This is a genomic window from Aestuariivivens insulae, from assembly GCF_022662195.1.
In the GTDB taxonomy this organism is placed as follows: Bacteria; Bacteroidota; Bacteroidia; order Flavobacteriales; family Flavobacteriaceae; genus Aestuariivivens; species Aestuariivivens insulae.
The window spans coordinates 63,617-77,456 of record NZ_JAKMCS010000012.1 but is presented as its reverse complement, the minus strand read 5'-3'; the positions used below and the strand labels follow the sequence as shown (position 1 = coordinate 77,456).

General features: G+C 35.5%; 13 protein-coding genes and 1 other RNA gene. 8 read left to right on the top strand and 6 right to left on the bottom strand.

Annotated elements, in window-relative coordinates; all coding sequences use genetic code 11:
• Positions 1 to 7 precede the first annotated feature (7 nt).
• The gene (locus tag MR062_RS13880; protein WP_242205302.1) at positions 8 to 1,693 is read right to left on the bottom strand and encodes a M23 family metallopeptidase; all 1,686 of its coding nucleotides are present in this window, start codon (positions 1,691 to 1,693) and stop codon (positions 8 to 10) included.
• 176 nt (positions 1,694 to 1,869) lie between these two features.
• Between MR062_RS13880 and MR062_RS13875 the strand changes: the two genes are divergently transcribed.
• The 4 genes from MR062_RS13875 (at position 1,870) to rny (ending at position 4,281) form a co-directional block, all read left to right on the top strand.
• Positions 1,870 to 2,160: a hypothetical protein gene (locus MR062_RS13875; RefSeq protein WP_242205300.1), complete on the top strand. Its 291-nt coding sequence runs from the start codon at positions 1,870 to 1,872 to the stop codon at positions 2,158 to 2,160.
• 15 nt (positions 2,161 to 2,175) lie between these two features.
• Entirely contained in the window at positions 2,176 to 2,469 is a 294-nt protein-coding gene (locus MR062_RS13870; RefSeq protein ID WP_242205298.1) for a cell division protein ZapA, read from the top strand.
• A gap of 54 nt (positions 2,470 to 2,523) precedes the next feature.
• Positions 2,524 to 2,650: non-coding RNA, 6S RNA (gene ssrS, locus MR062_RS13865), on the top strand.
• A gap of 56 nt (positions 2,651 to 2,706) precedes the next feature.
• On the top strand, positions 2,707 to 4,281 hold the full coding sequence (rny, locus tag MR062_RS13860) for a ribonuclease Y (protein ID WP_242205297.1): 1,575 nt from the start codon (positions 2,707 to 2,709) through the stop codon (positions 4,279 to 4,281).
• Between the two features lie 347 nt (positions 4,282 to 4,628).
• Here rny and xerD read toward each other — a convergent pair whose 3' ends face one another.
• Positions 4,629 to 5,525 carry a site-specific tyrosine recombinase XerD gene (xerD, locus tag MR062_RS13855; protein ID WP_242205295.1) on the bottom strand — a complete coding sequence of 299 codons (897 nt, stop codon included), beginning with the start codon at positions 5,523 to 5,525 and terminating at the stop codon, positions 4,629 to 4,631.
• Positions 5,526 to 5,593: 68 nt separating this feature from the next.
• Entirely contained in the window at positions 5,594 to 5,857 is a 264-nt protein-coding gene (locus tag MR062_RS13850) for a TM2 domain-containing protein (RefSeq protein WP_242205293.1), read from the bottom strand.
• A gap of 168 nt (positions 5,858 to 6,025) precedes the next feature.
• Here MR062_RS13850 and MR062_RS13845 point away from each other — a divergent pair, with 168 nt between their 5' ends.
• The 3 genes from MR062_RS13845 (at position 6,026) to aroQ (ending at position 8,360) form a co-directional block, all read left to right on the top strand.
• Positions 6,026 to 6,862, top strand: a complete 837-nt coding sequence (locus MR062_RS13845) for a hypothetical protein (protein ID WP_242205292.1) — start codon at positions 6,026 to 6,028, stop codon at positions 6,860 to 6,862.
• Positions 6,863 to 7,260: 398 nt separating this feature from the next.
• Positions 7,261 to 7,869, top strand: a complete 609-nt coding sequence (locus MR062_RS13840) for a porin family protein (protein ID WP_242205290.1) — start codon at positions 7,261 to 7,263, stop codon at positions 7,867 to 7,869.
• Between the two features lie 74 nt (positions 7,870 to 7,943).
• A complete protein-coding gene (gene aroQ / locus MR062_RS13835) occupies positions 7,944 to 8,360 on the top strand; it encodes a type II 3-dehydroquinate dehydratase (protein ID WP_242205288.1) in 417 nt (138 codons plus the stop codon).
• 155 nt (positions 8,361 to 8,515) lie between these two features.
• Here aroQ and lpdA read toward each other — a convergent pair whose 3' ends face one another.
• Complete coding sequence (gene lpdA, locus MR062_RS13830; RefSeq protein ID WP_242205286.1) at positions 8,516 to 9,892, bottom strand: dihydrolipoyl dehydrogenase; 1,377 nt, start codon at positions 9,890 to 9,892, stop codon at positions 8,516 to 8,518.
• Positions 9,893 to 10,365: 473 nt separating this feature from the next.
• Here lpdA and MR062_RS13825 point away from each other — a divergent pair, with 473 nt between their 5' ends.
• Positions 10,366 to 11,649, top strand: coding sequence for an NAD(P)/FAD-dependent oxidoreductase (locus tag MR062_RS13825; protein WP_242205284.1), 1,284 nt, complete (start codon positions 10,366 to 10,368; stop codon positions 11,647 to 11,649).
• Positions 11,650 to 11,704: 55 nt separating this feature from the next.
• Here the strand turns inward: MR062_RS13825 and MR062_RS13820 are convergent, their stop codons facing one another.
• Together MR062_RS13820 and MR062_RS13815 are read right to left on the bottom strand one after the other, a co-directional pair.
• Positions 11,705 to 12,634 carry a ThuA domain-containing protein gene (locus MR062_RS13820; RefSeq protein WP_242205281.1) on the bottom strand — a complete coding sequence of 310 codons (930 nt, stop codon included), beginning with the start codon at positions 12,632 to 12,634 and terminating at the stop codon, positions 11,705 to 11,707.
• A 12-nt stretch (positions 12,635 to 12,646) separates the two neighbouring features.
• The gene (locus MR062_RS13815) at positions 12,647 to 13,669 is read right to left on the bottom strand and encodes a LacI family DNA-binding transcriptional regulator (RefSeq protein WP_242205279.1); all 1,023 of its coding nucleotides are present in this window, start codon (positions 13,667 to 13,669) and stop codon (positions 12,647 to 12,649) included.
• Positions 13,670 to 13,840 lie beyond the last annotated feature (171 nt).

Sequence of the window (13,840 nt, the reverse complement as noted above, 5' to 3'; positions counted from 1 at the left end):
GCGTAACTTATTTTCGGTAAAACAGTATTTCAAAAGTAGAACTATTTCCAACATTATCGGTAACAATTAATTTTAAATTATTTTTTGTATTGGTTACAATGCCATCATTAAAATCGTAAGTTAGGGTTTTGGTTTTGTAATCATACTCCATTAGTATCCATTTGCCATTTATAGTGGCGCGATAATTGGATATGCCACTAGGAGTGTCTTCGATTTTAATTTTTAAATAGTGGTAATTACTAACCCATTGTTTATTCTTAAAGTTTTTGGGTTTTATAGTTGGAGGAATGGTATCCAAAGCCAATGCATAAGTGCCTAAGCTTTTGGTTCGGGCAGTTAATAAGTTCCCTTTTAATGTTGAAGATGTATAGGCGGGGTATTTTGAACGGCCTATTAAGTTGGCTATATACAGTTTTTCTTTATCCTCTTCGGTAAAATTGCTAACATCGTAGGATATTGTCATGTTCTTTTTTACTGGTAAAATATCCTCGTGAAGTATTAACGTATCACTATGTACTTCAAAATTCATATAGAAGTCATCGTAAAACGTTTCCTTATAGATATCTACCGAAACATGACCTTCCTTTAAGTGGGTATTTTGGTTGGCCTTAATAAAATAAGGTGTTGTTTGCTTCACCTTAGGCTTAATAGAATTGTTTTTTACGCCCTTTATTTCCATGGTTATCCATGTGGGGTTGTTTTTATAATCGTTTACCTTAATCTTATAAACGGAGTAAGTACTATCCTTAATGTTTAAAAAGCCATCATTTATTGCTGGTTTTATAATGCTTAATGGATTGTTGTCATTAAACAGTTTTTGTAAGTATTGCTTTTTTTCCTTGTAGTGTTCGTAGTCTATAAGTCTGTTTATATGCCTTGTTTCGGCAAATGAAAATTGCTTAAAATCCAATTCATAAGACTTACTGCCATTAAAAAAGGTTTGAATATTATAAACCCCATTTTTATTAGGGGCGTAATCTTGTCTATCGTTTGCAACAATGCCAATACCAATTTTACCAAAGGCTTCTATGTTTTCAACCGTATAGTCTCCATTTTGAAGCGGTATAAGGCGTAATTTTTGTTTGGTATTAGATTGGTTTATATGCGAGTTATCGCCAATAGGATAAGCATAAACAGCTGTAACAAAGGGAGGCGTAGAGTCTTTAACATCCAAACCAAACAACATTGGGTTTAGGGGACGCTCTTTTTTGTCTCTAATTTCGTAATGTAGGTGTGGGGCAAGGGAACCCCCACTATTACCGCTAATGGCTATCAAGTGGCCTTTAGTAACCAAAAGGTCGCCAGCCTTTGGGAAGAGTTCTACTTGGTAGGACTCTTTAGCATATTGGTGTTTTTTTACATAGGCTTCAATTTCTGGAGCAAATTTTTGTAAATGGGCATAAACCGTAGTATATCCATTAGGGTGGGTAATATATAAAGCCTTACCATAGCCAAAAAAAGAGACTTTAATTCGGCTAATAAAGCCATCGGCAGCAGCTAAAACTTTAAAGCCTTCGCGTTGTTGGGTCTTTAAATCTACACCAGAATGAAAATGATTGGATCTCAATTCGGCGAATGTACCAGATAATGATGGAGTGAGCTCTAAAGGTGGGATAAAATAATCCTGCGGATAGTTGCTTTGGGGAAAAACTGTAATCGAAAAAAATAAAAGAGTAAATAGGATTAATCTCATAGATAATGGCGTTGAGGCTAAAATATTAAATTGCTTTAAATACACAAAAAATTAAATAAAAATCAAGCATTACGCTTAGTATCAGTTGTAACGGGAAATAAAAAATTTTATTGAAAAACAATTGTAATTTATGGTAAGGTATGTTAACTTTGTGAGATAAGTATTGAAATTTGTAAATGGGTAATATTGAAGATATTGTAGATTCATTAGAAAACAAAATCAGTAAGGTATTGCACAGATTAGAGCTTTTAAAGCTTGAAAATTCAAAATTGAATGATGAGTTGGCTAACTCAAAGCAAAAACTTGAAGCCCAAAAAAAGCAAATAGCATCATGGGAAGAAAAGTACGAAGCGCTTAAACTTGCAAATACAATGCTTGGTAGTGACGATAATAAAAGAGAAACTAAGCTTAAAATAAATGCATTAATTCGAGACATTGACCATTGTATTGCTCAATTATCGGAATAAGGCAACATAAATTCAATGTCAGAAAAGCTTAAAATAAAGCTATCAATAGCTAACAGAGTGTATCCTTTAACTATTGACGCCCATCAAGAAGAGGGATTACGTAAAGCAGCTAAGAACATTGACGCTATGATACAGCAATTTGAGCAAAGTTATTCTGTTCGCGATAAGCAAGATGTATTGGCCATGTGTGCCTTACAGTTTGCTTCTCAATTAGAACAGAAATCAATAGATAAAGAGCATGTCAATGAGCATTTAGAAGAAAAACTAGATGCCCTTAATAAATTGTTACAGTCTCATTTAATCTCTTAACGTTCTTTAAAATAAATAAAAGTTACTGCCTACATTGGTTATTTTTTTTGATAAACTCAACATTAATTCTTTAAAAAGGGTGAGTTTAAGTTGTAAAAGCATGCTGCTGTATTGAATTAACTTCGGTACTTAGCAGACCCTTGATCAGCTTGTTAGCCCTAAACTTGTTTTTAAGGAGTTTATACAAAACTTTAAACCGGTGTAGGCTTTTTTATATATTCAAATTAAACTAAAATAATGGATAATACAATCATATTAATTGCAGGAGGAGTGCTACTAGGATTGGTAGTTGGATTTTTTATTGCAAAGTCAATTGAAAAAAGTAATGCCTCTAAATTGATAAAAGACGCTAAGCGCAGTGCAGCTTCTATTTTAAAAGCAGCCAAGGCTGAAGGTGAAAGTATAAAAAAAGATAAAATTCTTCAGGCTAAGGAAAAGTTTATAGAGCTTAAGGCCGAGCATGAAAAGGTCATTCTGGCCCGTGATAAAAAAATGGCCGAAGCCGAAAAACGTACCCGAGATAAAGAGTCCCAAATATCCAGTGAACTTTCCAAAAACAAAAAGCTTAATACCGAAATAGAAGGTAAGATAAAAGAATATAACCACATGCAAGAGCTTTTGGAAAAAAGGAAGCAGGAACTGGATAAATTGCATAAGAGCCAGGTAGAACAGTTAGAGGTTATCTCAAGTTTGTCTGCAGAAGATGCTAAGGCCCAATTGGTAGAATCTTTAAAAGGGGAGGCCAAGAACGATGCTATGGCTTACATTCAGAATGCCTTGGAAGAAGCAAAACTTACAGCAGAACAAGATGCCAAAAAAGTTATTATAAACACCATACAGCGTATAGGTACAGAAGAAGCTGTAGACAATTGTGTTTCTGTATTCAATATTGAGTCTGATGATGTTAAGGGAAGGATTATTGGTCGTGAAGGACGAAATATACGTGCTTTGGAAGCGGCTACGGGTGTTGAGATTATTGTAGATGATACACCTGAAGCTATTATTTTGTCGTGTTTCGATTCTGTTAGGAGGGAAATAGCACGCTTGTCATTACATAAATTAGTAACAGACGGACGTATACACCCTGCACGAATTGAGGAGGTGGTTAAGAAAACTAAAAAGCAAATCGATCAGGAAATTATTGAAGTTGGTAAGCGTACTGTAATCGATTTGGGCATCCATAACTTAAACCCAGAACTTATTAAGGTGGTAGGTAGAATGAAATACCGTTCGTCTTACGGGCAAAACCTGTTACAACACTCGCGTGAGGTAGCGAAACTTTGTGGTGTTATGGCGGCAGAACTTGGATTAAATCCGAAACTGGCCAAGCGAGCTGGATTATTGCATGATATAGGAAAAGTGCCAGATGCCGAAACCGATATGGAAACACCACATGCTATTTTGGGTATGCAATGGGCCGAAAAGTTTGGAGAGAAAGCTGAGGTTTGCAATGCGATTGGAGCTCACCACGATGAGATAGAAATGAAATCGTTATTAGCTCCTATAGTTCAGGTTTGTGATGCTATTTCTGGAGCAAGACCGGGAGCAAGGCGTCAGGTATTGGATAGTTATATCCAACGATTAAAGGACTTAGAAGATATCGCTTTTGGTTTCCAAGGTGTGAAAAAGGCTTATGCCATACAAGCAGGAAGGGAGCTTCGTGTTATTGTGGAAAGCGAAAAGGTAGATGACCAAAGAGCCGCAGAATTATCATTTAATATTTCGCAAAAAATACAAACCGATATGACCTACCCTGGACAGGTAAAGATTACCGTAATTAGGGAGACCAGAGCGGTTAATATTGCGAAGTAGATTATTTGTTGGAGCATTGAAGTTCGAAATTGGAGGTTCGAAGCTGGAGGTTAAATCCAATTATTATGAAATTCTTCGCTTCGACTTCGACTGCACTTCGAGTGCCTCAGCAACCACGCTCAGTCTGACAGCTCTGAATAACAGTATGATTTTTAAAATGAATTATATCTTTTTGTTTTAAAACATAAGATTTCAAATATATAATGGTATTTTTCTAACATCTAACATCTAACATCTAACATCTAACATCTAACATCTAACATCTAACATCTAACATCTAACATCTAACATCTAACATCTAACATCTAACATCTAACATCTAACATCTAACATCTAACGTCCATTATCTATTTCCTAGGATGGAATTTGTTGATAACCTCATTAAGGTGACTCTTATCCAAATGCACATAAATCTCTGTAGTGGTAATGCTTTCATGCCCTAGCATAAGTTGAATGGACCTTAGGTCGGCATCGTTCTGTAATAAATGTGTCGCAAAGGAATGTCTGAAGGTGTGAGGTGAAATACTTTTTTTCAGCCCGATTTTTTCAGCCAATTGCTTAATAATCGTAAAGATCATGGCGCGCGTTAATTGCTTACCACGACGGTTTAAAAATAAGGTGTCTTCGTGTCCAGATTGTATGTTAAGGTGAGACCGAATCTCTTTTATATAGATGTTGATATATTTCTGCGTAGTGGGGACAATAGGGACAAAACGTTGCTTATCGCCTTTCCCTGTAATTTTTATAAAGCCTTCTTCAAAAAAAAGATCAGACAGTTTTAGATTGGTCAGTTCACTAACACGTAGCCCACAGCCATAAAGCGTTTCTAAAATGGCTCGGTTGCGTTCGCCTTCAGGTTTACTTAAGTCGATGGCCGCAATGAGTTGGTCAATTTCTTGTTCTTCAAGAATATCCGGTAATTTTCTACCTATTTTAGGCGACTCGATAAGTTCTAAGGGGTTAGAGTCCCTATAATCTTCAAATACCAAATAGCTGAAAAAGCTGCGTAACCCAGAAATTAAGCGTGCCTGCGATCGTGTGTTTACTTGTTTGGCGGTTTCATAAATAAAGGCTTGAATAGTTTCGGTGGTAATGGCAATGGGAGATATTTTAATGTCATGGGATTCTAAATGATTAATCAATTTTTTAACGTCCCTTGTGTAATTATCTATTGAGTTTTTAGATAATCCGCGCTCTATTTTTAAGTAGAGTTGATAGTCTTTAAGTGCGTTTTGCCATTTCATTAGTGTAAAAATAGCATAAAAAAAGACCACTAAAATAGTGGTCTTCAATAATATTTTCGATTCTTTCTTTAGAAATTACCCTGGATCATATTTACTAAGTCAATTACCCACCAAACACCTAGTCCGCCAGCAGTTATAATAAATAAAATATTCCACCCTACAGGTTTACCATAATACCATCTATGACCGGCAGCCCATCCTAAGAAAAACCATAAGATAATACCAACGGTTAAATCTTTGGCGGCTGTATTAGCCAGCGGTACATAGGATGCCACTGAGGTATCCGATTTATGGAGTTCAGTATTCTCAGAAGAGGCAACAGTGCGTTTCACGGGAAAGGAAGCATAACTAAAAGAAACTGTTAAGCATACAGTTAATAGAGTGAGTAATAATTTAATTTTCATAATAAATTAGTTTATGTTTGTTTCACTAATGTATAAAAAAATACGCAGATAATGATAAAAAACGGATTACTGATTTTTTTCATCCTTATAACTTCAATGCATAGTTTCTCTCAAAATGACTATAAATATGTTGGAGGTATTAAGCTTAATGACTCAACAGTAATATCTTATAAAATCAATTTTCAGGTAAATAAAGGCAATGTAAAAGGGTTCTCTATCACAGATTTAGGAGGAATTTATGAAACAAGATCGACTATTTTAGGTGAATATGATGAGATAAATAAAGCACTTAGTTTTAGGGAGGTGACTGTAGTTTATACCAAAACGCCTTTGGAAGAAGATTATGGGTTTTGTCATGTTAATACCACAATACAAGGATTTGCTTTAGGGAAAACCAGAAAAATAAAGACCAAGTTTATTGGGCTCTTTTCAGACCATACGGAGTGCGTTAATGGGGAAATTTTTTTGAATGCGGTTGAAGATGTTGAAAAGCGTTTGAATAAAGTTACCGATAAAATAAATAAATCTAAAAAGGTTCCAGACAGTATCAAGCAAAAATTGAATTTATATAAAATGATGGATTCTTTACAAATGAATGTTTTAAAGAAGGATCAGGTTATGTCTATGTTCAGTAAAGCAAAAACAATAAAGTTTACAATCTACGATGGCGGAAAGGAAGATGGCGATAGAATATCAATTTTTAGTAATGGCAAACAAATCTTATCAAACTTTGAAGCCAACAAGGTTAAAAAAGTGTTTGCGGTTGAAATGATAGATGATAAAACAGAGATTGTTATCAAGGCACTAAACGAAGGCTTAATCGCTCCAAATACCGTAATTGTTGAAATTGAAGATGATAACAATACCATAAAAGCTCTATCCAATTTAAATACGGGGGAAACAACCCAAATTGATATCCTTAGGCAAAAGTAAGAAAACCGAGGTATTTTCTCCGGATTTACCTATGTATTTTGAAAGAGAATATGATTTATTTAACTATCTAGTAGGGACGATTAAAATTTTAAATGTAAGAGTGGTTTTTCAAACTGTACTTCAATATCAAACAGGTCATTATTGTTCCTATAATAGGTTCTGGCATAACTAAAGTTGACCTTAGGTCAGAATATTTATCCATTTTTAGGGAAGCCTAGGGTTTTAAACATAACTTTTAATATTTCTTTTAGTAAGATTTTTATTATTTATTAGTGCTATTATTTTTATGTTATTGCTTATAGGAAAATATTTAATAATTTATAAGTTTGTTTTCTAGTATGCGTAGTTATTTTATTATATTTATTCGCATAATAAAACCAATTAAATTAATCATAATTATGAAGAAACTATTTTTTGTTGCAGCTTTAACTGTATTTGGCTTATTAAATGTAAAGGCACAATCTAGGTCTGGAGACTTTACTATAGCACCTCAAGTCGGTTTGAACCTTTCTAATTACACAAGCTCTGAAAATCTAAACAATAAAATTAGGTTATCCTTTAATGCAGGAGCTATAGGTGAATATTATTTTAGTGACCGTTGGAGTGTGCGCTCTGGTCTACTTTATGATTCTAAAGGGACGAAAATAACTGAGTCAGGAGAAAATTATATAGATAAATTAAATTATCTTGCCATTCCGCTACACGCCAACTGGCATTTTGGGTCTAAAAGAGATTGGTTTTTGAACTTTGGACCAACTTTGGGGTTTTTGTTAAGTGCTAAAGCAGATACCCCGCAAGGTGAGATTGATATCAAAGATGAAATTGATGCAACCTTTGACGTAGGGTTAGGTATAGGGATAGGTTATAAGTTTGAAGTTTCAGATACTACACAGCTTTACATTCAGTACCAAGGTTATGGAGGCTTTATTAATGTAATAGATAATTTAGATTTTAGTTTAACAAATACTACGTCTGCATTTAATGTGGGCGTAATTATTCAACCATAAAATATATTGATTTATTTAAAACCGAAGTTAGCCTTCGGTTTTTTTATGCCCAAAAATTAAATATCTTTGGATTTATGAAAAAACTTATCATCATCAACGGTCCCAATTTGAATTTACTGGGAAAGAGAGAGCCTAATATATACGGTAGTTTAACTTTTACTGAGTTTTTCGATACCATTAAAGGAAAATACGAAGGCATAGCGTTGGAATATTACCAATCGAATATTGAAGGAGAAATTATCGATAAATTACATGAGGTGGGATTTAGCTATGATGGCGTCATTTTAAATGCTGGTGCTTATACACACACATCAATTGGAATAGGCGATGCGATTAAAGGTATTGAAACACCTGTTGTAGAAGTGCATATTTCCAACACGTATGCAAGGGAGGAATTTAGGCACCAATCGTACATTTCACCAAATGCCAAAGGTGTTATTCTTGGGTTTGGTTTGCAAAGTTACGAGTTGGCTATTCAAAGTTTTTTGTAGCCCCTCCTAACCTCCCCTAAGGGGAGGAACGCTTAATCTTGCGTAAACAATGACTAGTCCTAAAAAAAAACGGTTCATAAATTTTTTATGAACCGTTTTTTTTTTTTTTAGTATGAGTGGATTTCCTCCCCTTAGGGGAGGTTAGGAGGGGCGTTTTATATATGAATCACTTCATCGTAAGCAGCAGCTACAGCTTCCATAACAGCCTCACTCATAGTTGGGTGGGGATGAACGGCTTTTAAAACCTCATGGCCTGTAGTTTCCAATTTTCTACCTAATACAGCTTCGGCAATCATATCGGTTACACCGGCACCAATCATATGGCATCCTAACCATTCGCCATACTTGGCATCGAAAATAACTTTTACAAAGCCTTCTTTGTTACCACCTGCACTAGCTTTTCCAGAAGCAGAGAATGGGAACTTACCAACTTTAATATCAAATCCTTTTTCTTTGGCTTGTTTTTCGGTTAGCCCAACGCTAGCGATTTCTGGAGAACAGTAAGTACAACCAGGGATGTTTCCGTAATCCAATGCTTCTACATGCTGTCCTGCAATTTTTTCAACACAAAGAATCCCTTCAGCAGAAGCAACGTGCGCTAGAGCCTGACCAGGAGTTACATCGCCAATAGCATAGTACCCCGGAATGTTGGTTTGGTAAAAATCGTTGACCAATATTTTGTCGCGGTCTACCACAATACCTACATCTTCCAGTCCTATATTTTCAATATTGGTTTTAATACCAACGGCACTTAAAATAATATCGGCTTCAAGGATTTCTTCACCTTTTTTAGTTTTTACGGTCGCTTTAACGCCACTGCCAGAAGTATCTACACTGGTCACTTCAGCAGAAGTCATTATTTTTATACCACTCTTTTTAAACGAACGCTCCAATTGTTTAGAAACTTCTTCGTCTTCAACAGGTACTACGTTAGGTAAAAATTCTACAATGGTTACTTCGGTACCCATAGAATTGTAGAAATACGCAAATTCAACGCCTATGGCACCAGAACCAACCACAATCATTTTTTTAGGTTGCTTTGGCAAGGACATAGCTTCACGATAACCAATTACTTTTTCACCATCTTGAGGCAAACTAGGTAATTCTCTAGAACGCGCTCCAGTTGCTATTATAATATGGTCTGCACTATATTCTGTTCCATCGACATCAATCTTTTTTCCAGGTTTTAGTTTACCGTAACCTTCTATAACATCAATTTTGTTTTTCTTCATTAAAAATTGAACACCTTTACTCATGCCATCGGCAACTCCACGGCTTCGCTTTACAACCGCATCAAAATCGTGTTCGGCATCCTTTACTTTCAAACCGTAATCTTCGGCATGTTTAAGATATTCAAAAACTTGGGCCGATTTTAACAAGGCTTTTGTTGGTATACAACCCCAATTTAAACAAACACCTCCTAAATTTTCTTTTTCAACAACAGCTGTTTTAAACCCTAATTGTGATGCTCTAATCGCTGTAACATAACCACCAGGACCACTTCCAAGAACAATAATATCGTATTTACTCATGTGTTAAATTTTAGGCTACGAATTTACAAAAACCAATTTTAATAGTGAATTTAGAATAGGCTAAATTTACATCTTTATACCAGTTGTTATTTGGAGTGGGGTTACGGCAAATTTTATCTTTAGGATGGATTGTAAAAGCGTGGTTAAGATTGATGGATATATTGGAGGTTGGAAGCTAGAAGCTAGAAGCTAGAAGCTTGAAGTTGGAAGCTTGAAGCTAGAAGCTAGAAATTGGAAGTTGGAAGTTGAAAGCTGGAAGCTGGTATTTGAAAGACTAAAACCCGCAAAAACGATAGGAGCGGCAGCTTTTTTTAAATTCTTAAAATTTATAAAAACTATAGCGTATAGCGTGGTGGCTTGCCATTTGCCCAAAAAACGATTAGCAAAAAAGAGGTTTGTCGTACATTACTTTTTATTAAGGTCATTCCAAATGATAAATGGTATTACTACCTTTGTGTACCAAGTTTTTATTTATGAACATACCAAGAACGAGTAGTCCGCGAATTGTTATAATTGGAGGCGGGTTTGGCGGCGTTGCCCTAGCCAAAAAATTAGCCAAACAAGAAGTACAGGTGATCCTTTTGGATAAAAATAATTACCATACCTTTCAGCCCTTGTTATATCAAGTGTCTACCGGAGGGCTGGAACCAGATTCCATAGCTTATCCCATTAGAAAAATACTTAAGGATTTCTCTAATTTTTATTTTAGGCTGGCTAATGTTGAAGCCATAGATACCAAAAAAAATAAGGTTGTTACTAATATAGGAAAGCTTAAATTTGATTATTTAGTGATTGCCACGGGCTCTAAAACCAATTATTTTGGTAATTCTGAAATTGAAAAGTATAGTATGGCCATGAAGACCATACCACAGTCGCTTAATTTAAGAAGCTTGATTCTTGAAAATTTTGAAGCTGCTTTACTGACTTCTGATTTAAACGAGCGCAATGCCCTTATGAACTTTGTGATTGTGGGAGGGGGGCCAACAGGAGTTGAATTGGCCGGTGCTTTGGCCGAGATAAAAAAAGGGATTTTACCCAAGGACTATCCTGATTTAGATACCCGTATGGCGCAAATACATATCGTACAATCGGCCGATTGTATTTTAAAGGGCATGAGCAAAAAGGCATCGGAAAAAGCAGAAGAGTTCTTGGAAAAGCTAGGTGTTAATATTTGGAAAAATGTTAGAGTAACCCATTACGATGGCAAAACCGTAACAACCAATACCGACCTCGCCTTTGAAACTGAAACGCTAATTTGGGCAGCAGGTGTAAAGGGAGCCACCATTAAAGGTCTGGATGCAACCGAACTTATAACCCGGGACAATAGGCTTTTGGTAAATGAATTTAATCAGGTTAAAGGGTTTGAGCATATTTTTGCCATTGGAGACATAGCGAATATGGTGACCGAAAATTTCCCAGATGGTTTGCCCATGATGGCCCAGCCCGCAATACAACAAGGCGAACAATTAGGGAGTAACCTACTGCGTTTTATCGAGCAAAAACCCATGAAGCCATTTACGTTTAAAGATAAAGGAGCTATGGCGACCATTGGTAGAAACAAGGCTGTGGTAGACTTAAAACGGTTTAAGTTTCAAGGTGTATTTGCTTGGTACGTGTGGATGTTTGTCCATTTATTTTTCCTTATTGGCTTTAGAAACCGTATGGTGGTCTTTATCAATTGGGTATATAATTACGTGCGCTTTGATAGGGAAGCACGATTGATTATAAGACCATTTAAAAAAAATAGAAAAATATAGTGTATTTAGCAAGGAAGGTGTTATGGACAATTGCTGATTTTAGATTTAGATGTCGTTAATGCTTAACTAAAGGACTGTCATCTACAATAAGATCGCCAACAACATACTGCATGCCATCTAATAAAAACTGAAGAAACTCAGGGTGATCTAAAGTTTGGGCATTATGTGAAGGCGAACTGTAAAATACTCTGCCTTTACCATATCTTTTGATCCATGAGACATAGTTAATATTGTTTGCGGGCTTTTTTCTTAAGCCTTCCAATTGGTCTGCTTCTATGTATAGTAGGGGATGAAAATTATAATTGAAGTAGGCATTCTTAAAAAAGTAAGGCTCATCTACATGAGTTAAGCCTTTTCCTTTAAAAGCTTTTACCAAAGGGTGGTTTACATCAACCTCTTTGACGTGCATTTGTTGTTGTTTCGGATGGTAATCAAAACTTCCCCCTGTCATGTTGCTAAACTCTGGCGAATTATTTTGCACAACAATGGCGCCGTGTAAAAGCATGAGACCGCCCCCTTTTTTTACATATTCCAAGAGGTTATTTTCGTATTTTTTTGCTTCTTTGGCAATATCCTCGTCAGATAAAGAACTGTTTAATTTTAAAAGATCCCAAAACAGGTCGCGCTTTGGGCTTTCGGGATTCGAATTATTTAGGATGACTGCATCATACTTTTTAAGGCTTTCCTTGCTAAAATTCTCGATATCATAACCTATATAAACTTCAAAAATATTAGATTTCTTGGCCAGTATCTTAAGCATTTCTAAATTATGCGGAATGGTCCAATGCTTAAAACCAGTAGCCTTGGAAAACACCAAAATACGTTTTTTGCTTACATCTTTCACTGAAGGTTCAGAGGGTGCAAGACGTTCTATTTTAGAGATCCACTCAGGTGAGATCTCAAATTCTTTCATGTTTTGTGCAATGCCATTAAACAGGCACAATGTGGTAAAAAGTAAAATGGTTATTAGGGATCTTGTTTTCATCTTTTGTTATCTTTAATTTGTTGATGATGATGATGCTCTGGCTATTAATTCATGTTTTAAAAGAATGGATTCTGCTGACTCGATATTAATATTCCCGTTTAAATGGCTTATAATGCTTTGGCCAGCTAACACACCCAATTCGTAACCAGGATAGTTAATGGTGCTTAAATTGGGCTGTATTATTTCTGAAATGGGATTATTGTTAAACCCTATTATTTTGATGTCTTCGGGTATACGATAACCTTTCTTGAGAAGCGATTGCATACAGGCCACGGCCATGGCATCATTAGCAAAAAAAATACCATCGAATTTTTCTTTTGAATTAATCAAATGATCAATGATCTCCTCAATTTTGGCAGCATCCAAATTTGTCTCTATAAAATTGGAAGGTTTGTATTCCAGCCCATATTTATTCAACGCATCTTTAAAGCCTGTAAAACGATCAGTATAGACATTCCGTTTTAAGTGGCCGCCAACATGCAGTATGTTTTTACATCCATTCTGTATTAAATGCTCGGTGGCGTCAGCTCCCGCTTTTCTGTTGTCGATCGTTATGGTAGGACAATTTGGTAAGTGGCATACCCTGTCAAAAAACAAAAGCGGGATTTTTTGATCTCTAAATAGCGCAAAATGGTCGTAATTTTCGGTGCCAAAAGCTAGGGAAACCATAAGCGCATCTACACCACTATCGTATAATGTTTGTGTGTTGAGCTTTTCTTTGTTTTCAGATTCCAAAGATTGGCTTATTATCAGGTTGTAGTTATGGCCGTTTGCCACTTTTTCGATTCCCGATAGAACAGACGACATAAAATAAGAATTTAGCTTTGGGACAATTACACCAATGGTATTAGATTTTTGCTTACTTAGGTTAGCTGCAAATTTATTGATGCGATATCCAGATCTTTGAGCATACGATACAATCCGCTTTTTAGTATTTAAGCTTATCGAAGGATGGTCATTTAGTGCTCTGCTAATGGTTGCAGGAGAAACATTAAGTTCCTTTGCCAAGTCATAAATGGTTACTTTCTTATCCATTTAAAAATTAAAATTATCAATGCAATACTACGAAATAATAGTGAAATTGTTTCGTTTTTAGAATTTAAAATATAATAAATAGTTAGTTATTTGTAATATATTTGTGTTTTGACATGTATAATATTTAAAATAAAGTCATTTTTAATGAATTATAATTACGCAATCGGTTGC